Origin of the sequence: Polaromonas sp., assembly GCF_012927455.1 — a bacterium.
In the GTDB taxonomy this organism is placed as follows: domain Bacteria; phylum Pseudomonadota; class Gammaproteobacteria; order Burkholderiales; family Burkholderiaceae_C; genus Polaromonas.
Genome location: NZ_JABBPE010000016.1, coordinates 162376 through 183441, shown reverse-complemented (window position 1 = coordinate 183441; position 21066 = coordinate 162376). Strand labels below are relative to the sequence as shown.

The window sequence follows — 21066 nt, the reverse complement described above, 5'->3', positions numbered from 1 at the left end:
GCAGTCTTGCGGCTCAGCGTAGACGCGGCCAGGCCAGGCAAAAGTCAATTCGGATTGACGAAATGGTCGCCGACCTTGACGCTGTCGCTTGCCTGAAGGATCAGCGCATAGGACAGCTGTTCAAAGGTGCGGAACACCATCAGCAAACCATTTCGCTCATTGGGCAGCTTCATGTCCGGGCGGGCGCTGTCGGTCTTGTCCCGCTGGCGTGCACCGTCCGTAATGATGGCCATCACGTGACCGCGCTCCAGCCCGTTTCGGGCGCCCCGGTTGATCACCACGACCTGGTTTTCTGCTGCAAAGGCCACTGCGCTGCCATAAATGGAAACGATCTGGCCGGCGATGGGGGTGGCGGGCGCACGCGGCGCGTAGCTGAGCAATTCGCGTGCTGGTTCGGCGATCAGGCGGTCGCCCTCACGCATTTCTTCCTTGGCTGCGACGATGTCAATGGTGGCCGGCACGATGTCGGTTTGCGCCTTGCCGTCCTTGTCTTTGGTCTGGACCAGCGATTCACCACGCACCAGTTCGGCCCGGCCGACGTACTGTGCCTCGTAACCCAGGATTTGCTGGGTGGTCGGGTCTTTTAGCGGTGTGGCGTTGCGAAAAACCCGAAAGTCTTGTGGTTCGCCCTTGGCAATGCTCAAGGGTTTGCTGCTGGCATTACCGTCTACATATTCACCGCGCGCATAGGCGCGGTCACCGCGGCTGAGCAGCACGCGGCCTTCTTGCGTGGCCACGATGCGCGGCGCCCGCGCAAACGTGGCCTCGTCAACAATCATTGCCTCGGCCAGAAAGGGCTCCAGCAGATGAGGTGCCAGCGTCGGGATGGACGCGTCCGCCAGTGACTCCGAGCGGGTGCGGGGCGACACGCGCACGGTGTTGGTAGGCGGGCCATTGCCTGCCGCCTGACGCGTGCGCAGGGTCGCGCGGCCGTTGGACTTGTCCAGGTAAAGCTGCTGACCGGGATAAATACGGTGCGGGTTGCGGATGTCCTGCAGGTTCATGCCCCACAACTCGGGCCAGCGCCAAGGGCTTTTGAGGAACAGGCCGGAAATCGACCAGAGCGTGTCGCCGCGTTTGATGCTGTAACTGTCAGGCGCATTGGGCGCCAGGTCCCCCAGCGGAACGCCGGTGGAGGCCACTTGGCTAGCGGTAGCCTGCTGGCCGGGTGTGATGGGGAGATTCTGCGCATGCAGGCCGACCGTGGCGCCCAACAAGGCCGTGGCGGCTATTGAAATACGACTGAAACGACCAAAAGTAATGTGCATCTTGAAGGCTCTTTGGACCCATAAAGGGCTGGCGCGGGCTTTTTTAATAAGTAAGGCCGCTTTTTGTCTTAATAAATCACTGGCGATTTTGTACTTAAGCCCTTGATTAAGCAACGATTATGCGTTTCTGGGAATATCGAAGCGCTGAAAAAACCGCGAAAAGTGGCGAAAATAGCGACATCCCATCTTTTGCCCCTTTTCTTCCCCTTCCCTATGAGCCAACTGACCATCCTTCGTTATCCCGACCAGCGTCTGCACACGGTGGCCAAGTCCGTGCCCGCCGTGGACGCCCGCCTGCGCACGCTGGCAGCCGATATGCTCGAAACCATGTACGAAGCGGCGGGCATAGGACTGGCTGCGACGCAGGTGGATGTGCATGAGCGGTTGATCGTGATTGATGTGAGCGAAAGTCGCGACCAGCCGCTGGTCCTGATCAACCCGGAACTGGTCTGGGCCAGCAGCGAAACCCGTATCGGTGACGAGGGCTGTCTGTCGGTGCCTGGTATTTACGACGGTGTGGAGCGCGCCACAGCCATTCGGGTGCAGGCGCTGGATCTGGACGGCAAGCGTCAGTTGCACGTCGCCGAAGGCACGCTGGCGGTTTGCATCCAGCATGAAATGGATCACTTGATGGGCAAAGTGTTTGTGGAATACCTGTCACCGCTCAAGCGCAACCGCATCAAGACCAAGATGATCAAGCAGAAAAAAGACGAGGAACGCGAGGCCAGCTACTGATTAGGGGCTGGCAGTTTTGTTGCTGCCGCCGCCGCTTGGCCCGAGTGCGAAAGCGAGGCTGAGAAACTGCTTCCGGCGAGTCTTTAGAATCTTCCCCCATGCGCATCATTTTTGCCGGGACCCCTGAGTTTGCCTGCGAGGCGCTGGCAAGATTGCACGACGCAGGCTTTGAAATTGTGCTGGTGTTGACGCAACCCGACCGCCCTGCGGGCCGCGGCATGAAGCTGCAGGCCTCTGCCGTCAAGCGGTGGGTGCAAGGCCAGCCGGCGCCGATCACTCTGGCGCAACCTCGCAGCCTGCGGCTGGACGGCAAGTACCCGGAAGACGCTGCTGCCGCCCGCGCGGCGATTGCGGTGGTGCGCGCCGATGTCATGGTGGTGGCGGCCTACGGGCTGATCCTGCCGCAGTGGGTGCTCGATGCTCCGAGGCTAGGTTGTCTGAATATTCACGCCTCGCTGCTGCCGCGCTGGCGCGGCGCCGCGCCGATTCACCGGGCTATCGAGGCGGGCGACCAAGAAACCGGTGTGACCATCATGCAGATGGACGCGGGGCTGGACACCGGCGCCATGTTGCTGGTGCAGGGCCTGGGCATCAGTCCGAACGACAACACCGAGTCCTTGCACGACAAGCTGGCCGATCTGGGGGGCCGGCTCATCGTTGAAGCGCTGCAATTGGCCGCTGGTGGCCAGCTGCAAGCGGTGCCGCAGCCGCTCGAAGGCATCACCTACGCCCACAAGATTGAAAAACGCGAAGCTCTGCTCGACTTGACGCAAAGCGCCGCCACGCTGGAGCGCCGCATTCGCGCCTTCAATCCCTTTCCGGGTGCCGCCGCTGTTCTGGCGGGCGACACCATCAAGTTCTGGCGTGCCGCCGTGCTGGCGGGCGTGGCCCGGCCTGCCGATGCACAAGCGGGGCAGGTGCTGGCCGCCGGCCCCGAGGGCGTGGATATTTGCACGCTGGACGCCGTGCTGCGGGTGAGCCGGCTACAAAAGGCCGGCGGCAAGGCGCTCGGCGCCGCCGATTTTTTGCGCGGTTTCGAAATCAGGCCTGGCATGGTCTTCAACCAGATTTCTCCAGCGCCATGAGTGAAAAAAGAAAGCGTTTGCCGTGAGGGCGTTGTTCAGGCACCCCGAGTTTCGCGTCGGCATGGCCGATCTGGCGTCGGTCGCGCCTGGCATTGCCGCCTGGGGGCTGATGACCGGCGTGGCCATGGTCAAGTCGGGCATGAGCCTGACCGAGGCGGTGCTGATGGGGTTGCTGGTTTTTGCCGGCAGTTCGCAGCTGGCAGCCGTGCCGCTAATCGCCGCAGGCGCACCGATGTGGGTGATTCTGGCCACCGCGTTTTGCGTCAATCTGCGCTTTGTGGTGTTCAGTGCGCACCTGCGGCCTTATGTGATGCACCAAAGCCTCTGGCGGCGCCTGGCCAGCGGCTATTTCACGGCCGACCTGACCTACGTGATGTTCACCAAACGCTACCCGCACCCCAGCACGGAGGCCGCGACCATCCGCGCGCAGGAAGCGTATCTGGCTGGCAACTGCGCCTTGAACTGGGTCAGCTGGGTCGGCGCCAGCCTGCTCGGCATTGCATTGGCCAACGCCATTCCGCTGGCTTGGGGACTCGGTTTTGCCGGCATTTTGGCGCTGCTCGGTATCCTCTGTTCGCTCGCCACTACCCGGCTGCGCGCGGTGTCCGCTGGCGTGGCCGGCGCTGCTGCCGTGGCCGCCTTCGCGTTGCCGCTCAAGCTCAACATTGTGGTGGCCATCGCCGCCGCCGTGGCGATTTGCCTGATGCTGGAAAAGCCCGGTCTGGCCAAAGCCGCCCAACCCCGCAATGTTGAAAACGGTGACAGCGCATGAACCAGACCGATTTGTGGACGGTGGTCACCATCGTTGCCATGGCGCTGGTGACCGTCATCACGCGCTCTTTCTTTTTCCTCTCCAGCCAGCCCTGGAGCCTGCCGGCCTGGGCCCAGCGCGGCCTGCACTATGCGCCCATCGCGGCGCTGGCTGCGGTGATCGTTCCCGAGATGGTCATGACACAAGGGCATTTCATTACTTCCTGGCAAGACGCGCGCCTGTTCGCCACGGCCGCCGGTGCGGCCTGGTTTTACTGGCGCCGCGGCCTGCTCGGCACCATCCTTGCCGGCATGGCGGTTTACCTGCCGCTGCACCTGGGGCTGGGCTGGTGAATGTGGCCCCCACGCTTGTCGCTGCGCGTACTGCGCTGCCCCCCGAGGGGGGCGCTGCGCCTGCGGTCTGGCGAAGCCAGTCCCGCGGCCCCGGCTGGTGGATTCGCGGCGCCGCATCCTCCGCTACCAAACCTAGGAGGCCGCTGCGCCTGCGGCCCGGCAAAGCCGGTTCCGTGGCCCCGGCTAGTGGGGAACGGATGTTTCCCACGGCCGCTGCCCGCCTACAATTCCAGCCGACCGCCCGTCAACGGGCCATTCAATACTCGTATTTTGGAAGCGCCCCATGAATTTCATCCGTTTTTCCGATCTGTGTGCCAGCGGCAAGGCCAAGGGCCAGCGCGTGTTCATCCGTGCCGATCTGAATGTTCCGCTGGACGACAGCGCCAACATCACCGAAGACACCCGCATCCGGGCCTCGATTCCCTGCCTGCAGATGGCACTCGATGCCGGTGCCGCGGTGATGGTCACCTCTCACCTGGGTCGCCCGGCCGAGGGCGAATTCAAGCCAGCCGATTCACTGGCGCCCGTGGCCAGGCGCCTGGGCGAGCTGATGAAGCGCGACATTCCCCTGATAGCCAACTGGGTCGACGGCGTGGACATCAAGCCCGGCCAGCTGGTGCTGCTGGAGAACTGCCGCCTCAACAAAGGCGAGAAGAAAAACAGCGAAGCGCTGAGCCGCAAGATGGCCGCGCTGTGCGATATTTTTGTGCACGACGCCTTCGGCACGGCGCACCGCGCCGAGGCTTCCACCTACGGCATTGCGCAGTACGCGCCTATCGCCTGCGCTGGCCCGCTGCTGGCGGCCGAGATGGATGCCATCTCCAAAGCGCTGGCCAAGCCGCGCCGGCCGCTGGTCGCCATCGTCGCCGGCAGCAAGGTTTCGACCAAGCTGACCATTCTCAAGGCCCTCGCGGCCAACGTCGACCAGCTGATCGTCGGTGGCGGCATTGCCAACACCTTCATGCTGGCCGCCGGCCTGAAGATTGGTAAAAGCCTGGCCGAAGCCGATCTGCTGGCCGAGGCCCAAGGGGTGATGGCGGCGATGAAAGCGCGTGGCGCCGAAGTGCCCATTCCCACTGACGTGGTCTGCGCCAAATCGTTCGCCGCCGACGCGCCCGCCAGCGTCAAGGCCGCCACCGATGTGGACGACGATGACCTGATTCTGGACATCGGCCCGCAAACCACGGCCCGGCTGGCGGCGCAACTCAAGGCGGCCGGCACCATTGTGTGGAACGGCCCGGTGGGGGTTTTCGAGTTTGACGCTTTTTCCAAAGGGACCGAAGGCATCGCTCGCGCGATTGCAGACAGCAGCGCCTTTTCAATCGCCGGCGGCGGCGACACGCTGGCGGCCATCGCCAAATATGGCATTGAGAAACAGGTGGACTACATCTCCACCGGCGGCGGCGCCTTCCTGGAGATCCTGGAAGGCAAGACACTGCCGGCGTTTGAAATCCTGGAGAAGCGGGCGGCCGGTTGAAGCACCATGTTAGGCGTCAGTTGCTATTAAAATCATAGCTGCTTGCGCCCGACGTATATAGGCTAGAGGCCGATTTGGCCATGAAATTGAGAAAAATTGGCGCATTCGCGCCCATTTTTCTTAGCCCCTGCGCGTACGCTGGCACCGCAATCTCTTGGGGCGCCTGCCGGCACTGTTCGCCATTTGGCGCAGCAATGCGCCCTGTTTTTCGTCAGGCAGTGACGGCCCGATGCTTGCCCTTTTGGTAGTCGGCAGGTCACAGGTTCCGTGTAAAAATAAGAAACTAAATTACAGGAACCCGCCATGACGCGTCGCGCTACCAAAATCGTTGCAACCCTGGGCCCCGCTTCCAGTGACCCCGTCATGCTGGAAAAATTGATACACGCAGGCGTCAACGTGATGCGCCTGAACTTCAGCCACGGCACGGCGCAAGACCATGTTGCGCTGGCGCAGCTGGTGCGCGAAGTGTCCCAGCGCGCTGGCCGTGAAGTAGCCATCATGGCTGATCTGCAGGGCCCCAAAATCCGCGTCGGCAAGTTTGCCGAGGGCAAGGTTTTGCTGCACGCGGGTGAAAAATTCGTGCTCGACGCCTCGCGCACTGAACCTGGCGATGTCAAGGGGGTGGGGCTGGACTACAAGGAGTTGCCGCGCGACGTCCGGGCTGGCGATGTGTTGTTGCTCAACGACGGCCTGATTGTGCTGACGGTTGATGCGGTGCGTGGTGAGGAAGTGCACACCAGCGTCAAGCTGGGCGGCGTGCTGTCCAACAACAAAGGCATCAACAAGCAGGGCGGCGGCCTGACGGCGCCCGCGCTGACCGCCAAGGACATGGAAGACATCAGGACTGCGATGAGCTTTCAGGCCGACTATGTGGCGGTCAGCTTTCCCCAAAATGCCACCGATATGGAAATGGCGCGCCAGCTCTGCAATGTGGCCGCAGCGCCTTACAAACACAAGCCCGGCCTGATCGCCAAGATTGAGCGCGCCGAAGCGATTCCCCGGCTCGATGAAATTCTGCGCGTCAGCGACGGCATCATGGTGGCGCGTGGCGACCTGGCCGTCGAAGTCGGCAATGCCGCCGTGCCGGCCCTGCAAAAACGCATGATCAAAATGGCCAGGGCCGCTGACAAATTCGTCATCACGGCGACCCAGATGATGGAAAGCATGATCCTCAACCCAGTGCCGACGCGCGCGGAGGTCAGCGATGTGGCCAACGCCGTGCTCGACGGCACTGATGCCGTGATGCTGAGCGCCGAAACCGCAGCCGGCAAATACCCGCTGGAGACGGTCGAAGAAATGGCGAAAATCTGCGAGGAGGCCGAAAAGGCCGAATACAAGGAACTCGATGCCGATTTTTCGGGCAAGACCTTTACCCGCATCGACCAGTCAATTGCCCTGGGCGCCCTGTTCACAGCGCACCACCTGGGTGCCAAGGCGATTGTCGCGCTCACCGACAGCGGCTCGACGCCCTTGTGGATGAGCCGCCATGATATTCGCGCCCCCATTTACGCGTTGACGCCCCATCTGGCGACACAGCGCCGGATGGCACTCTACCGCAATGTGCGGCCGATTTTGATGGACAGCAGCGCCGACCGCGACACCGCGCTGGATCAGGCCGAAAGCCATCTGCTGCGCCTGAATATCGTGCAGAGCGGCGACGTTTATGCCATCACCTGCGGCGAGCCCATGGGTGCGCCTGGCGGCACCAACATGCTCAAAATTTGCCGTGTAGCGTAAAACGGTAAAACGCTGGCAGCAAGACGCGGCTTTGGCTGAATCCAGCGCGCGCGGGGACTGCGTATAAGTTCTTATGCACACGAACTTTCTCCCCATGCCCAGACGCTCACTTTTCGCCATGCTGCCCGCGCTCCTCACCGCTTGCTCGGGCGTCGATCTGCTCAATGCCACCGTGGCAACCGACACCTATCGGCGCACCGAGGGCCTGCATTACGGTCCGGACGCGCGCCAGAGCCTGGATGTGTACCAGCCGGCGATTCCGCTGCGCCAGGCGCCGCTGGTGGTATTTTTCTACGGCGGCAACTGGTCCTCTGGCGAGCGCGCCGACTACCGCTTTGTGGGCGAGGCGCTCGCCTCCAGTGGCATCGTGGCCATGGTCGCTGACTACCGCCTGAGCCCGGCCTTTCGCTATCCGGCTTTTGTGCAGGACAGCGCCCGAGCTGTCGCGTGGGCTTTGCAGCACGCAGCCGACTACGACGCGGACCCTGCCAAAATCTTTGTCATGGGCCACAGCGCGGGTGCCTACAACGCCGCCATGGTGGCACTCGACAGCCGCTGGCTGGCGGCCGAGGGGCTGAAGCCCACGCGGCTGGCAGGCTGGATCGGGCTGGCCGGGCCTTATGATTTTTTACCGATTGTCGAGCCGCTGTCCCGGGTCGCATTCAATTGGCCAGACACGCCGGCAGACAGCCAGCCGCTGCTGCATGCGTCAGCGGCATCGCCCAGAGCGCTGTTGCTGGCGCCAGCGCAGGACCGTTTGGTCAACCCGCAACGCAGCACCTTGGCCTTGGCGCAGCGGCTTAAAGCCAGCGGTGTAGCGGTTCAATCAGAATTGTTTGACAGCGTCAGCCACGTCACTTTGCTGGCATCGATGGCGTCAGTCCTGAGAGGGCGGGCGCCGGTGCTGGAGCGCGTGCAGGCTTTCGTGAAATCAGCTGGCTGACCCCCAGGTCAACCACGGCGGCGCTGGCCCAGCACAACCAGCCGGTCCACAGCGTGTGACTCAGGTAGTGCGCGCCACGCACCTGCTGCGCCAGCCCCAGCAGCAAGCCCACGGCCAGCGCCCCGACAAGCCAGCGGCGCGCCGTCGCCGGCAAGGCATGGCGAAACGCAAAGAATCCGCCAACAAAGGCAAAACCCGCCGAGGCATGGCCGGCGGGAAAGCAGCCGCCGCCGCCACCATCGGCAACGCCCCAGGCCCAGTGCGACAGGTAGCTTGCCGTGCCGCCAAATTGCTGCAAGTCCCAGGGGCAGCTGGTGCTGCTGTACCGCTTGATGCTGGACACCACCAACAGGGCGACCAGCGTACTCAGTGCCAGTTGCATCCGCCGCTCCATCTGCAGCTGTTTGATGGCGCCGAAAGGCCAGGCCATGGCCAGCAGCAGTGCCAGCTCCAGCAGCCAGGGCAGGTAGCGAATGCCGTCATGCAGCACGCCGCGCCAGAGCCAGTGTTTCTCCAGCGGAAAGCCGCGGGCAGAGCCAAACCACTGCGCCAGCTGCAGATCAAGACCAGAAAAATCCCAAAGCAGCAACAGTAGCAAACTGCATGCAGACCATAGAAAAATACGCGGTGGGGCGAGAGTGTGGAAGATCTGCTGACGGGCCATGAAGAGTGAGGCATTGTCTTGCGAAGCGAAACGCAAAGATAGCGGGTTTGTCTTAAGCAGGGCTTAACCGTCGAGCCGAGAAAGCCGCGACTGCCAGCGCTTCCCTGGCAGGCCGGTGGCGCGTGCTAGCCGGGCCGATTTACAGCAACAGATGGTAAGTCTGGACAGGGCGTTACTGGCCAAGGCAGGGCTAGCCGGGTAAGCGCAAGCCCTGCAACAAGCGACCTCGCTGCCGGTTTTTCGATACACGCTGTTACTTATTGAATTTTCCGGCTCTTTGATCGACAGACCCAGCCGGCGGCAACCGGTAGAATAAAAAACTCGGTTACGAGGCGGTTACGACCCGGCGTTCACGTCGCGCGGTCTTGCGCTGGCGAGCCACCTTTTCTTGACAGCTTTTTAACTTTCTGGGAGTTCGATCATGGCACTCGTTTCGATGCGCGAGCTGCTGGACCATGCCGCCGCCAATGGCTACGGTATTCCGGCTTTCAACGTCAACAACCTGGAGCAGGTCACCGCCATCATGCAGGCGGCCGACGAGGTCAATGCCCCGGTGATCATGCAGGCCAGCGCCGGCGCCCGCAAATACGCCGGTGAGGGCTTTCTCAAGCACCTGATCCAGGCCGCGGTTGAAAGCTATCCGCACATCCCAGTCGTCATGCACCAGGACCACGGCCAGAGCCCTGATGTCTGCGCCGGCGCCATCAAGCTGGGCTTCAGCTCGGTCATGATGGACGGCTCGTTGATGGCCGACGGCAAGACCATTGCCGACTACGACTACAACGTCGAAGTCACCCGCAAGGTCGTCGAAATGGCGCACGCGACGGGCGTCTCGGTCGAGGGCGAACTCGGTTGCCTCGGCAGCCTGGAAACCATGCAGGGCGAGAAGGAAGACGGCCACGGCAGCGATGCGGTCATGACGCACGACCAGTTGCTGACCGACCCCGAGCAGGCCGCCGACTTCGTCAAGCGTACCCAGCTCGACGCGCTGGCCATTGCCATCGGCACCAGCCATGGCGCCTACAAGTTCACGCGCAAGCCCACCGGCGACATCCTGGCGATTGAACGCGTCAAGGAAATCAACCGACGCATCCCCAACACCCATCTGGTCATGCACGGCTCGTCGAGCGTGCCGCAAGACCTGCTGGCCATCATCCGCGAATACGGCGGCGATATGAAAGAGACCTACGGCGTGCCGGTCGAAGAGATCCAGAAGGCGATCCAGTTCGGCGTGCGCAAGATCAACATCGACACCGACATCCGCTTGGCCATGACGGCCGCCGTGCGCAAGTTCTTGGCCGAGAACCCCAGCAAATTCGATCCGCGTGAATGGCTCAAGCCGGCCACGCTGGCGGCCAAAGCCATCTGCAAGCAGCGTTACCGGGAGTTTGGGTGCGAAGGTCAGGCCGGCAAGATCAAGGGCGACAGCCTGTCGGTTGTGGCAGGCCGATACGCCAAGGGCGAGTTGGCCCAGGTCGTGCACTGACCGTTAAATGAATCGGGGCAGCACTTGCCCCTGCACCTTGCGGTGGGCCATCGGCGCGCCGGGATTGGTGATAATTGAAGCTCGCGGACCTGCCCAGGTCGCGCGGGCTTTTTCACTTCCACCATGGCAGCACCCGCATGACCTCCTTGCTTCCCAAAATCCCCGCCCTTCATACCTCTGCCCTGACCTCCTTGCCGCTGCTCGCGCGCGGCAAGGTTCGCGACAACTACGCCGTGGGCAAGGACAGGCTGCTGATGGTGGCCAGCGACCGCCTGAGCGCTTTTGACGTGATTCTCGGCGAGCCGATTCCCGGCAAGGGCGCGCTGCTGACGCAAATGGCGCTGTTCTGGTTCGACAAGCTGGGCCACCTCTGCCCCAACCACCTGACCGGCGAAGCGCCCGAAAGCGTGGTCACGGCGGCGGAAATGGCGCAGGTCACCGGCCGCTCCATGCTGGTCAAACGCCTGAAGCCGATTCCTGTCGAAGCCGTGGTGCGTGGTTACCTGGCCGGTAGCGGCTGGCAGGAATACCAGCAGAGCCAGTCAGTTTGCGGCGTCGCGCTGCCCGCCGGACTGAAAAACGCCAGCCAGCTGCCCGAACCGATCTTCACGCCCGCCGCCAAGGCCCAGGCGGGCGAGCATGACGAAAACATCAGCTACGAACAGGTGGTGAAAGTCGTCGGTGCCGAACTCGCCGCGCAGATCAAAAATCTCAGCATCGCGATCTACCAGACGGCAGCCGCTTTCGCGCTGACCAAGGGCATCATCATTGCAGACACCAAGTTTGAGTTTGGCCTTGATGAACACGGCACGCTGACGCTGATGGACGAAGTGCTGACGCCTGATTCGTCGCGGTACTGGCCGGTCGAAGGCTACCAGGCGGCTTTTGCCGGCGGACAAAACCCGCCCAGCTACGACAAGCAGTTTGTGCGCGACTGGCTGGAGGCCGTGCGCATCAATGGCAAACCCTGGGACAAAACCCCGCCATCGCCGCATCTGCCGCCTGACGTGATTGCCAGGACGGCGGCCAAGTACCAAGAGGCGATGACGCGGCTGACGGCCTGAGCCCATCACGCTGTTTTGCTATTAATTAAATAGCTGCTTGCGCCCGTGCCATATGGGCTGCAGCGCTATTTGATGCGAATTCTGGCGTTTAAAGCGCTTACGGCGCCAGCAGGCGATAGCCAACAGCGGTTTCCGTCAGCAAATGCCGGGGCTGGGTCGGATCGATCTCCAGCTTTTGCCGCAGATGGCCCATGTAAATGCGCAGGTAATGGTTCTGCTCGGCATGCGACGGCCCCCAGACTTCGCGCAGCAACTGGCGATGCGTCAGCACCCGGCCTGCGTTGGCGATCAGCACCGTCAGCAAACGGTACTCAATGGGCGTCAGATGCACCTCGCTGCCGGCGCGCCGCACCAGCCTGGCCTGGCGGTCCACTTCGACCTCGCCAAAGCGAAACACCGGGTCAGCCTCTTCCCCCGCACCGGGGCCGCCCGCCGCAGCGCGCGGTCGCCGCAGATTGGCGCGGACTCTGGCCAGCAGCTCGCCCACGCCAAACGGCTTGGTCAAATAGTCGTCGGCGCCGGCATCCAGCGCGGCAATCTTGTCGGCCTCGTCAGAGCGCGCCGACAGCACAATGATGGGCACAGCCGACCAGCCGCGCACGTCGCGAATCAGGTCCAGCCCGTCGCCGTCAGGCAAGCCCAGATCCAGCACCAGCAGGTCGGGTTTGCGCGTGCCCGCCTCAGTCAGGCCTTTTTTTGCCGTCTCCGCCTCAAACACCTGCCAGCCTTCGGCCTGCAGCGCGCTGCGAACGAAACGGCGAATTTGCGGCTCGTCTTCTATGACGATGACTACGGGATTTGACATAGGCGAAGTTTAGTCAAGGGCCGGTACCGGAGGCGAGCGGCGCGGCAGGCTCAAGGTGAATTGCGCACCGCCTCCGACGGCGTTGCCGGCCACGATCTGGCCGCGATGCGCGTCCGCAATGGCTTTGCAGATGGCCAAGCCCAGCCCGACGCCCGGCGTGGCTGACTCGGTCTGTCCCCGAGTGAATTTCTCGAACAGTTCGGACTCGCGGCCACGCATGGCCGGCGGCAGCCCCGGCCCGTGGTCGCGCACGACCACTACCAGGCTGTCGGGCGACACGCTGGCGCGGATTTCGTATGGCGGCGCACCATACTTGGCGGCATTTTCCAGCAAGTTCACCAGCACCCGCTCCATCAGCACTGCGTCAAATTCGACCAGCGGCAAATTCGGCGGTATTTCGGTGTGCACGGCCTTGCCGTCGAGCGCTGGCTGGGCAGCGCGAATCGCCGAACCCACCACCTCCTCGACCGACTGCCATTCGCTGTTCAAATTAACCCCGGCGTTCTGCAAACGCGCCATGTCCAGCAGATTGGTCACCAGGGCATTGAGCTGGCGCGCCTGCTGCGTCATGGCTTGTGCCATGTCGGCTTGCTGCCGGCTCAGCGGCGGCAACGAGCGCTGCAGCGATTCGGCCAGCCCGATCAGCGCCGTCAGCGGCGTGCGCACATCGTGCGAGATCGCCGCCAGCAGCGTGTTGCGCAGCCGCTCCGACTCCATCTCCACCACCGCCTGCTGGGCAATGTCGACGTAGTGCACGCGCTCCAGTGCAATGGCGATTTGCCGGGCCAGCGTGTCGAGCTGCTGCAATTGCTCGGGAATCAAAAGCCAGCGCGGCTTTGCTGGCTGCAGCGCCAGCACGCCGCGCACCCGCATGGGCGCTTTTAGCGGGACGTAATGCCAAGGCTGGGCCGACAAGGTGGCGGTAGCCAGGCCGGCCGCCTGGGCATTGCGAAACGCCCAGTCGGCCACGCTGGCGTCAAAGCCCGGCGGCGCGTGGCCGGGCAATACCAGCTGGTCCCTGGCATCTGTGGTCAGGACCAGCGCCTGTCCGCCGAAGTTGCGCTGCACCGCCGCTTCGCCGAGCTCGCCCACCTGCGCGTGTATCAAGGCGGCCGACAGGTCGCGCGTCAGCTCGAACAGCGACTGCGCGCGGCGCTCGCGGCTGGACGAAATATTGGCCTGAAACCGCAGGCCCGCCGTCAGTTGGCCCGTCAGCAAGCCGACGACCAGCATCACGGCGAAAGTCACCAGGTACTGAACATCGCTGACCGCAAACGACAGGCGCGGCGGCACAAAGAAGAAATCAAACGCCGCCACATTGAGGAAAGCCGCCAGCGCCGCCGGGCCGCGCCCGAACTTCAGCGCGACCCCCACCGTGCCCAGCAGGAACAGCATGACGATGTTGGCCAGGTCAAAAAATTTCAGCAGCGGCGTCGCCAGTACGGTGATGGCCACGCTGCTGGCAAGGGCCCAGGCATACGGCGGCACGCTGCCGTACCAGGCGGCGGCGCCTTCTTCATCGCCACGCTGCACGGCCGGCGCCAGCCGCCGCGCGCTGTCGGCGTGGCCCACCTCGACAAGGTCCAACGTCGGGGCCAGCGTCGCCAGCCTGCGTGTCATGGTGCGGCTGCTCCACAGCGCTGACCAGTCCGGCAGTTGGGGACGACCAACCACCAGCGTGGCGCAGTTAAGCATTTGCGCCTGCGCCACCAGTTCAGCCGCTGCATCGTTGCCTGCCAGCACGGCCGTGGCGGCGCCCAGGTCTTCCGCCAGTTTCATGACCGCCAGAATCCGGTCGCGCTCGGCTACCTTGAGCCGCTGCAGGCGCGGGGTCTCCACATAAGCCGCATGCCAGCGCACGTTGAGCTGGCCGGCCAGCCGGGCTGCCGTGCGCACGGTCTGCTCGGCGCCTTCGCGCGGCCCAATGCAAGCCAGAATGGCGCCTTCGGTGTTCCACACCGGGGCGATCGATTTGTCGATGCGGTAGCTGCGCACATCGTCCTCGACATGCTCGGCGGTGCGCCGCAGCGCAATCTCCCGCAAGGCGATCAGGTTGCCCTTGCGAAAAAAGTTTTGCGCCGCGCGTTCGGCCTGCTGCGGCAGGTAAACCTTGCCGGCCTTCAGGCGCGCCGTCAGCTCGTCCGGCGTCACATCGACCAGAATGATCTCGTCGGCCGCATCCAGCACCGTATCGGGCACGGTTTCATTGATCCGGATGCCGGTGATGGCGCCGACCGTGCCGTTCAAGCTTTCCAAGTGCTGCACGTTGACCGCCGACCAGATATCGATACCGGCTTCCAGCAGTTCTTGCACGTCCTGCCAGCGCTTGAGGTGGCGCGAGCCGTCCACATTGCTGTGCGCCAGCTCATCGACCAGCAGCACGGCGGGCTTGCGCGCCAGCGCCGCGTCGAGGTCGAATTCCTGCAAAATGCGGCCGCGGTAAGGCACCTGGCGCAGCGGCAATTGCGCAAGCCCGGCCAGCAATTCGGCGGTTTCGCTGCGTCCATGCGTTTCAATCACGCCGACCAGAATGTCGCGCCCGGTTTTCAGTTCGCGCTGGGCGGCGCTGAGCATCGCGTAGGTTTTGCCGACGCCCGCGCTGGCGCCGAAATAGATGCGGAGTTTTCCGCGCGCGCCCTGTTCTGCCTGCTGTTGCAGTCGCTGCAACAGTTCGTCAGGGTCGGGGCGCTGGCTGCTGGTTGCGGTCATGGCGACAGGTTACCGCAGTGTTTGGCGCAGCCACTCACTTCAAGGCATCGAGTGCCAGATTGACCTTGAGCACATGGATACGGGGCTCACCAAAAAAGCCAAGCAGAGGTGTTTCGGTCTGCTGCTCGACCAGGCTTTGCACCTTGTCGACCGGCACATTGCGGGCCCTGGCCACGCGTGCCGCCTGGTAGCGGGCGGCAGCCGGGCTGATGTGCGGATCGAGTCCACTGGCCGAAGCGGTGACCAAGTCCACCGGCACCGCAGCCGTGTTGCCCGGATCGGCCGCCCTGAGCGCTTCGACCCGGCCTTTGACCGCATCCACCAGCGCCGGATTGAGCGGGCCCTGGTTCGAGCCGCTGGAGGCCGCTGCGTTGTAAGGCATAAGCCCGGTGGCCGAGGGACGGCCCCAGAAATGTTTGGGGTCACTGAAGTTTTGCCCGATCAACTCGGAGCCCACGGGTTTGCCATCGCGCAGGATCAGGCTGCCCGCGGCCTGCACCGGGAACAGGGATTGCGCCACACCGGTCACCACCAGCGGGTAGGCCACGCCGGTTAGCAGCGTCAGCACCAAGAAGAGGATTAATGCAGGACGAAGAATGTTTTTCATGATTTTTCCTTAAACGAGATTTATCGCCACCAGCAGCAGGTCGATCGCCTTGATGCCGATGAAAGGCACGATCAAGCCGCCCAGGCCGTAAATCAACAGATTGCGGCGCAGCAGCGCAGCCGCGCCGACGGCGCGGTACTTCACGCCCTTGAGCGCCAGCGGGATCAAAAACATGATGATCAGCGCGTTGAAAATCACCGCCGACAATATGGCCGAGGAGGGGCTGCCCAGGCGCATCACATTGAGGGCTGCCAGCTGCGGATAAGTGGTCACAAAAATCGCTGGAATGATGGCGAAGTACTTGGCCACGTCGTTGGCAATCGAAAAGGTGGTGAGCGAGCCACGCGTCATTAACAGCGCCTTGCCAGTCTCCACAATCTCCAGCAGCTTGGTCGGATTCGAATCGAGATCGACCATGTTGCCGGCCTCCTTGGCCGCCTGGGTGCCGCTGTTCATCGCCACTGCCACGTCGGCCTGCGCTAGCGCCGGTGCGTCGTTGGTGCCGTCACCCATCATGGCCACCAGCCGGCCTTCGGCCTGGTACTGGCGAATCAGCTTGAGCTTGTCTTCCGGCGTGGCCTCGGCCAGAAAATCATCGACACCCGCTTCCGCGGCAATCGCCGCCGCCGTGAGCTTGTTATCGCCGGTGATCATCACCGTCTTGATGCCCATGCGCCGCAGCTCGCCGAAGCGTTGCTTGATGTCGGACTTGACGATGTCCTTGAGCTCCACCACTCCGAGCACGATGTTGCCGTCGGAAACCGCCAGCGGTGTGCTGCCGCGGCGCGCTGCCTCATCGGCCGCGCGAGCCACTTCGGCAGGCATAGCGCCACCCAGCGCCTCCACATGCTTGCGAACCGCATCGACCGCGCCCTTGCGCAACTGGCGCGTGCTGCCGTCGCCTTTTTGCGCATCCATGCCGCTCATCCGCGTCTGCGCCGTGAAAGGCACCTCATGGCTGTCGCCCATCAGCGGCTCGCTGGCGCCAAGACGCTGGGCCAGTGCCACGATACTGCGGCCCTCGGGCGTTTCATCGGCCATCGACGCCTGCATGGCGCAGAGCGCTAGCTGGGCTTGCGAGACGCCCGGGGCCGGAAAAAATGCCGAAGCCTGGCGGTTGCCGTGGGTGATGGTGCCGGTTTTATCAAGCAGCAGCACATCGACGTCGCCGGCCGCTTCCACGGCACGGCCCGAGGTGGCAATCACATTGGCCTGCATCATGCGGCTCATGCCCGCCACGCCGACGGCCGACAACAGGCCGCCGATGGTGGTGGGAATCAGGCACACCAGCAAGGCGATCAGGGCGGTCATGCCAACGACCTGGCCCGCGCCGGCCGCCGCCACGCTGAAAATTGAAAACGGCAGCAAGGTGACCGTGACGATCAAAAACACGATGGTCAGCGCCACCAGCAAAATCGTCAGCGCAATTTCGTTCGGTGTTTTCTGGCGTTTGGCGCCTTCGACCATGCTGATCATGCGGTCCAGAAACGATTCGCCCGGGTTGACCACGATGCGCACCACCAGCCAGTCGGACAACACGCGCGTGCCGCCGGTCACCGACGAGAAGTCGCCGCCCGACTCGCGCACGACGGGTGCCGATTCGCCAGTGATGGCGCTCTCGTCGACCGAGGCGACGCCTTCGATGACTTCGCCGTCCAGCGGAATCATGTCGCCCGCCTCGACCAGCGCGACATCGCCCTTGCGCAGGTTTTCAGCCTGCTCTGGCAACCAGTTGGAGCCGTGTTTTGGCGTCTGAAGTTTCTTGGCCAAGGTGCTCTTCTTCAGGCTGCGCAGCGAAGCGGCTTGCGCCTTGCTGCGGCCCTCGGCCAGCGCTTCGGCGAAATTGGCGAACAGCACGGTGAACCACAGCCACACGGCCACGGCAAAGATGAATCCCGCCGACGTTTCGCCCTGGGACTGCAGTGCCTGCAGGCCTAGCAAGGTGGTCAGGATGCTGCCGATGTAGACCACGAACATCACCGGGTTGCGCCATTGCACGCGCGGACTCAGCTTGGTAAAAGAAGCTGCGATGGCTGGCGTAAGCAGGGCAGGGTCCAGCAATACAAAAGGTTTTTTGGTACTCATATTAATTACTCTTTTGTGGTTTATTTGGCTGGCCACAGCATCAAATGCTCGACAACCGGTCCTAGCGCCAGCGCCGGAACGTAATTGAGCAGGCCGACCAGCAGCACTGTCCCGATCAGTAGGAACACAAACAGCGGGCCATGGGTCGGCATGGTCCCTGCCGTCACCGGCAAGCGCTTCTTGGCCGCGAGCGCGCCGGCAATCGCCAGCACCGGCACGATCACGCCGAAGCGGCCCAGCCACATCACCAGCCCCAGCAGCGTGTTGTAGAACGGCGTGTTGGCCGACAGCCCGGCAAAGGCGCTGCCATTGTTATTGGCGGCCGAGGTCAGCGCATAAAGAATTTCGGAGAACCCGTGCGCACCGGGGTTCGCAATGCCCGCCCTGCCAGCGCCTGCCATCACGGCGATGGCGGTTCCTGCGAGCACCAAAATCGGCGTGATCAGAATGGCGATCGAGACCAGCTTCATCTCATGCGACTCGATTTTCTTGCCCAGATACTCCGGTGTGCGGCCTATCATCAGCCCGGCAATGAACACCGCCAAAATGGCGAACACCAGCATGCCGTACAGGCCGGTGCCGACGCCGCCGAACACTACTTCGCCGAGCTGCATCATCACCATGGGCACCATGCCTCCCAGCGGCGTGAAGGAGTCGTGCATGGCGTTGACGGCGCCACAGGAGGCCGCCGTGGTGATGACCGCGAACAAAGCGGAGGCGTTGATGCCGAAGCGGGTTTCCTTGCCTTCCATATTTCCGCCCGATTGCAGCGCGCTGGCGGCCTGGTCCACCCCCAGCGGCAGCAGCAGGGGGTTGCCCGCCTGCTCGGCAGGTGTGATCGCCACGACCGCCATAACAAAAATTACGGTCATCGTCGCCAAAACGGCCCAGCCCTGGCGCGAGTCACCCACAACACGGCCAAAAGCAAACACCAAGCCGGCAGGAATGAGAAAAATCGCCAACATCTGGAAAAAGTTGACCAGCGCCGTCGGGTTTTCGTAAGGGTGGGCCGAATTGGCGTTGAAAAATCCGCCACCATTGGTGCCCAGCATTTTGATGGCTTCCTGCGAAGCGACCGGGCCCATGGCAAGCGTCTGCTTGTCAGCCTTCAGGTCTTCCATGACTGGCTCGCCTTTGGCGTCCTTCATGACTTCACCTGCGGCATCTTTTTTAGGCTGGCTGTAGCTGGTGACTTCCAGCGTCGTCGCCTCCTTGTAGCTGTCGAAGTTCTGGATCACGCCCTGACCCACGAGAAATACCGCGAACACCAGCGACAAGGGAACCAGCAACCAGGCCGTGATGCGCGTGACGTCCACCCAAAAATTGCCGATCACCCCGGTGGAGCGTGCGGCAAACCCGCGAAACAGCGCAAACACCACCGCGATGCCGGTGGCGGCGGATAAAAAGTTCTGCACTGCCAGCGCCAGCATCTGCGTCAGGTAGCTCATGGTGGACTCACCGGCATAACCCTGCCAGTTGGTGTTGGCGACAAAGCTGATGGCGGTATTGAAAGCCGAATCAGGCGAGACCGCCGCCATACCGGCCGGATTGAGCGGCAGCCAGACCTGCAGGCGCTGCAGCGCATAGACCATCAGTACGCCGAGCAGATTGAAGGCCAGCAGCGCCAGCGCGTAGTGCGACCACTTCATCGACTGGTCTGCCGAAGTACCCGCCAGGCGGTACAAGGGCGCCTCCAGCCGCAACATCCAGGGCGGCAGGTTTCCGGAACTCAGGCGCGCCAGCCAGATGCCGACTGGCCAGGCGGCCACCAGCAGAACCCCGAGAAAAACGGCCAGCAGGCCCCAGCTTGAAGAGTTCATCAAAATTCCTCAGCGCAGATCAGCGCAGATCAGCGCATAGGCCAGATAAGCCAGCAGCGCCATGGCGCATATCGCGCCAAGGCCATAAAGAACTTCAAGGCTGATCATGAGCGGCCTTTCAGCGGACGTTCCAGTTTCTGGAAGCCCCAGACCAGTAAAACCATCAGGCCCCACAGCCCGGTGGCGATGGCAATAAATGCAAGATCCATGAACAACTCCAGAGTCAAATGAATGACTGAAGTCTGGCCGGTGGTGCGTAAAAACGGCGAAGATCTTGGTCGGCTGGCTGTAAAAAAGCCGTAAAAACAGGCTTCAGCCAAGGTCTGAGTTCGGCTTGGCGCTGCTCAAGCCGAGCTCTCTTTGTGGGGGCAGGATTGAGGCGCTGTTTCACCCAAAAACAGGTTGCAGACTTAGCATTACCTGCGGATAGCGCTATCAATTAAGTAGCAGTCAGGACTTCAAGCGGGCAGCGGAAAGCGCCTGCGGGCCGCTCCTCGACGGATCTTTGCGGCCCGTCCCGCACCCGCAGCTTTCCAGCCTAGCTCAAAATGACACTGCTCAAACGACGCCGATAGGTCGCCACGACGGGATCTTCCAGCGGAATATGGCCGTCGGCAACCTTGGCCTGGGGCGTTTCCATGATGTCGAGCACGGCGATGTAGGTTTTGCGCGCGAGCTCGTCAGACCACGCCCGGTCGCGCATCAGGATGTCCAGCAGCTCGTCCAGCGCCTCGGTCCAGTGCTGCTGCGCCATCAGCCAGCGGGCTTTGCCAAAGCGCGCTTCAAAATCCCGCTTGTTGGTCGCTATTTGTGCGTCAAACTGGGCTCCAGCCCCCGTTCCATGGGCGTTAGCAGCTACAAAATCAATAGCATCCATCCAGCGCTGCAGCGAATCAAAACGCCGCACCACCGAGGTTTGCGCGATCACGGGCGCGAACGCCACCTTGGCATCGTCTTCGCGGCCCAGGCTCAAGAGCTGCTTGACATAGTCAAAGCGGGCATTGTCACTGGCCGGATCAATAGCGACGGCGTGCTGCAGCTTTTCCAGCGTCGCCTCCGGGCTGTTGTCTTCTTCGACAGCTAATTCTTCTTGCGGCGCTGGCTCGGCCGCTGGCGGCAGGTGCTTGTCCAAAAACTCCTTGACCTTGCCTTCGGTCAGGGCGCCGGTAAAGCCGTCCACCGGCTGGCCGTTCATCATCAGGATGCAGGTCGGAATGCTGCGAATGCCGAAGGCGGTGCCCAGCTGCTGCTCTTGGTCGGAGTCGATCTTCACCAGCTTGAAGCGCCCGGCGTAGTCGGCCTCGACCTTTTCCAGAATCGGCCCAAGCGACTTGCAGGGACCGCACCAGGGCGCCCAGAAGTCGATCAGCACCGGGGTGGTCATGGAAGCCGTGATGACTTCGTCTTCAAAATTGGCAGTGGTGATAGCTATCATGGTTTTTTGGAGGTGGGGTTTGCAGAGCGCTTTTCAACCGGA

At 62.8% G+C, this 21066-nt stretch carries 19 protein-coding genes; 9 read left to right on the top strand and 10 right to left on the bottom strand.

Translation table 11 applies throughout. The annotated features are described in order from the left end of the window. Positions 1 to 44 precede the first annotated feature (44 nt). Positions 45 to 1268 carry a LysM peptidoglycan-binding domain-containing protein gene (locus tag HHJ18_RS15930; protein ID WP_296916832.1) on the bottom strand — a complete coding sequence of 408 codons (1224 nt, stop codon included), beginning with the start codon at positions 1266 to 1268 and terminating at the stop codon, positions 45 to 47. A 213-nt stretch (positions 1269 to 1481) separates the two neighbouring features. Between HHJ18_RS15930 and def the strand changes: the two genes are divergently transcribed. The 7 genes from def (at position 1482) to HHJ18_RS15895 (ending at position 8349) form a co-directional block, all read left to right on the top strand. Continuing rightward, on the top strand, positions 1482 to 2003 hold the full coding sequence (def, locus tag HHJ18_RS15925) for a peptide deformylase (protein WP_296916831.1): 522 nt from the start codon (positions 1482 to 1484) through the stop codon (positions 2001 to 2003). 98 nt (positions 2004 to 2101) lie between these two features. Beyond that, positions 2102 to 3088: a methionyl-tRNA formyltransferase gene (gene fmt / locus HHJ18_RS15920; RefSeq protein ID WP_296916830.1), complete on the top strand. Its 987-nt coding sequence runs from the start codon at positions 2102 to 2104 to the stop codon at positions 3086 to 3088. 61 nt (positions 3089 to 3149) lie between these two features. Continuing rightward, positions 3150 to 3860: an AzlC family ABC transporter permease gene (locus HHJ18_RS15915; protein ID WP_296917350.1), complete on the top strand. Its 711-nt coding sequence runs from the start codon at positions 3150 to 3152 to the stop codon at positions 3858 to 3860. Next, positions 3857 to 4192, top strand: coding sequence for an AzlD domain-containing protein (locus tag HHJ18_RS15910; protein WP_296916829.1), 336 nt, complete (start codon positions 3857 to 3859; stop codon positions 4190 to 4192). The genes HHJ18_RS15915 and HHJ18_RS15910 overlap by 4 nt, the downstream gene beginning before the upstream one ends. Before the next feature lie 283 nt (positions 4193 to 4475). Continuing rightward, positions 4476 to 5669, top strand: a complete 1194-nt coding sequence (locus HHJ18_RS15905; protein ID WP_296916828.1) for a phosphoglycerate kinase — start codon at positions 4476 to 4478, stop codon at positions 5667 to 5669. Between the two features lie 303 nt (positions 5670 to 5972). Beyond that, complete coding sequence (gene pyk, locus HHJ18_RS15900; RefSeq protein WP_296916827.1) at positions 5973 to 7406, top strand: pyruvate kinase; 1434 nt, start codon at positions 5973 to 5975, stop codon at positions 7404 to 7406. Positions 7407 to 7500: 94 nt separating this feature from the next. Next, positions 7501 to 8349 carry an alpha/beta hydrolase gene (locus tag HHJ18_RS15895; protein ID WP_296916826.1) on the top strand — a complete coding sequence of 283 codons (849 nt, stop codon included), beginning with the start codon at positions 7501 to 7503 and terminating at the stop codon, positions 8347 to 8349. Here HHJ18_RS15895 and HHJ18_RS15890 read toward each other — a convergent pair. After that, entirely contained in the window at positions 8261 to 8947 is a 687-nt protein-coding gene (locus HHJ18_RS15890; RefSeq protein ID WP_296916825.1) for a phosphatase PAP2 family protein, read from the bottom strand. The two genes, HHJ18_RS15895 and HHJ18_RS15890, sit on opposite strands and share 89 nt — an antisense overlap. 487 nt (positions 8948 to 9434) lie before the next feature. Here HHJ18_RS15890 and fba point away from each other — a divergent pair, with 487 nt between their 5' ends. Both fba and HHJ18_RS15880 read left to right on the top strand, forming a co-directional pair. After that, positions 9435 to 10499: a class II fructose-bisphosphate aldolase gene (fba, locus tag HHJ18_RS15885; RefSeq protein WP_296916824.1), complete on the top strand. Its 1065-nt coding sequence runs from the start codon at positions 9435 to 9437 to the stop codon at positions 10497 to 10499. Positions 10500 to 10636: 137 nt separating this feature from the next. Continuing rightward, entirely contained in the window at positions 10637 to 11563 is a 927-nt protein-coding gene (locus HHJ18_RS15880) for a phosphoribosylaminoimidazolesuccinocarboxamide synthase (RefSeq protein ID WP_296916823.1), read from the top strand. A 97-nt stretch (positions 11564 to 11660) separates the two neighbouring features. On the opposite strand, the gene kdpE is transcribed toward HHJ18_RS15880, so the two are convergent. The 8 genes from kdpE to trxA form a co-directional block, all read right to left on the bottom strand. Further along, positions 11661 to 12368 carry a two-component system response regulator KdpE gene (kdpE, locus tag HHJ18_RS15875; RefSeq protein WP_296916822.1) on the bottom strand — a complete coding sequence of 236 codons (708 nt, stop codon included), beginning with the start codon at positions 12366 to 12368 and terminating at the stop codon, positions 11661 to 11663. 9 nt (positions 12369 to 12377) lie between these two features. Further along, a complete protein-coding gene (locus tag HHJ18_RS15870; protein WP_296916821.1) occupies positions 12378 to 15077 on the bottom strand; it encodes a DUF4118 domain-containing protein in 2700 nt (899 codons plus the stop codon). A 34-nt stretch (positions 15078 to 15111) separates the two neighbouring features. Further along, a complete protein-coding gene (gene kdpC, locus HHJ18_RS15865; RefSeq protein WP_296916820.1) occupies positions 15112 to 15684 on the bottom strand; it encodes a potassium-transporting ATPase subunit KdpC in 573 nt (190 codons plus the stop codon). Between the two features lie 9 nt (positions 15685 to 15693). Beyond that, complete coding sequence (gene kdpB / locus HHJ18_RS15860) at positions 15694 to 17769, bottom strand: potassium-transporting ATPase subunit KdpB (protein ID WP_296916819.1); 2076 nt, start codon at positions 17767 to 17769, stop codon at positions 15694 to 15696. Between the two features lie 20 nt (positions 17770 to 17789). Then, the gene (gene kdpA, locus HHJ18_RS15855) at positions 17790 to 19589 is read right to left on the bottom strand and encodes a potassium-transporting ATPase subunit KdpA (RefSeq protein WP_296916818.1); all 1800 of its coding nucleotides are present in this window, start codon (positions 19587 to 19589) and stop codon (positions 17790 to 17792) included. 9 nt (positions 19590 to 19598) lie between these two features. Beyond that, the gene (locus HHJ18_RS15850; protein WP_296916817.1) at positions 19599 to 19697 is read right to left on the bottom strand and encodes a potassium-transporting ATPase subunit F; all 99 of its coding nucleotides are present in this window, start codon (positions 19695 to 19697) and stop codon (positions 19599 to 19601) included. Then, complete coding sequence (locus HHJ18_RS15845) at positions 19694 to 19909, bottom strand: hypothetical protein (protein ID WP_296916816.1); 216 nt, start codon at positions 19907 to 19909, stop codon at positions 19694 to 19696. Before HHJ18_RS15845 ends, HHJ18_RS15850 begins: the two co-directional genes overlap by 4 nt. A gap of 218 nt (positions 19910 to 20127) precedes the next feature. Beyond that, the gene (trxA, locus tag HHJ18_RS15840) at positions 20128 to 21024 is read right to left on the bottom strand and encodes a thioredoxin (RefSeq protein WP_296916815.1); all 897 of its coding nucleotides are present in this window, start codon (positions 21022 to 21024) and stop codon (positions 20128 to 20130) included. Between the last annotated feature and the right edge of the window lie 42 nt (positions 21025 to 21066).

Coding starts and splice junctions, on each gene's coding strand:
- HHJ18_RS15930 (WP_296916832.1), bottom strand. CDS start 1,268: ATGCACATTACTTTTGGTCGTTTCAGTCGTATTTCAATAGCCGCCACG.
- def (WP_296916831.1), top strand. CDS start 1,482: ATGAGCCAACTGACCATCCTTCGTTATCCCGACCAGCGTCTGCACACG.
- fmt (WP_296916830.1), top strand. CDS start 2,102: ATGCGCATCATTTTTGCCGGGACCCCTGAGTTTGCCTGCGAGGCGCTG.
- HHJ18_RS15915 (WP_296917350.1), top strand. CDS start 3,150: ATGGCCGATCTGGCGTCGGTCGCGCCTGGCATTGCCGCCTGGGGGCTG.
- HHJ18_RS15910 (WP_296916829.1), top strand. CDS start 3,857: ATGAACCAGACCGATTTGTGGACGGTGGTCACCATCGTTGCCATGGCG.
- HHJ18_RS15905 (WP_296916828.1), top strand. CDS start 4,476: ATGAATTTCATCCGTTTTTCCGATCTGTGTGCCAGCGGCAAGGCCAAG.
- pyk (WP_296916827.1), top strand. CDS start 5,973: ATGACGCGTCGCGCTACCAAAATCGTTGCAACCCTGGGCCCCGCTTCC.
- HHJ18_RS15895 (WP_296916826.1), top strand. CDS start 7,501: ATGCCCAGACGCTCACTTTTCGCCATGCTGCCCGCGCTCCTCACCGCT.
- fba (WP_296916824.1), top strand. CDS start 9,435: ATGGCACTCGTTTCGATGCGCGAGCTGCTGGACCATGCCGCCGCCAAT.
- HHJ18_RS15880 (WP_296916823.1), top strand. CDS start 10,637: ATGACCTCCTTGCTTCCCAAAATCCCCGCCCTTCATACCTCTGCCCTG.
- kdpE (WP_296916822.1), bottom strand. CDS start 12,368: ATGTCAAATCCCGTAGTCATCGTCATAGAAGACGAGCCGCAAATTCGC.
- HHJ18_RS15870 (WP_296916821.1), bottom strand. CDS start 15,077: ATGACCGCAACCAGCAGCCAGCGCCCCGACCCTGACGAACTGTTGCAG.
- kdpC (WP_296916820.1), bottom strand. CDS start 15,684: ATGAAAAACATTCTTCGTCCTGCATTAATCCTCTTCTTGGTGCTGACG.
- kdpB (WP_296916819.1), bottom strand. CDS start 17,769: ATGAGTACCAAAAAACCTTTTGTATTGCTGGACCCTGCCCTGCTTACG.
- kdpA (WP_296916818.1), bottom strand. CDS start 19,589: ATGAACTCTTCAAGCTGGGGCCTGCTGGCCGTTTTTCTCGGGGTTCTG.
- HHJ18_RS15850 (WP_296916817.1), bottom strand. CDS start 19,697: ATGATCAGCCTTGAAGTTCTTTATGGCCTTGGCGCGATATGCGCCATG.
- trxA (WP_296916815.1), bottom strand. CDS start 21,024: ATGATAGCTATCACCACTGCCAATTTTGAAGACGAAGTCATCACGGCT.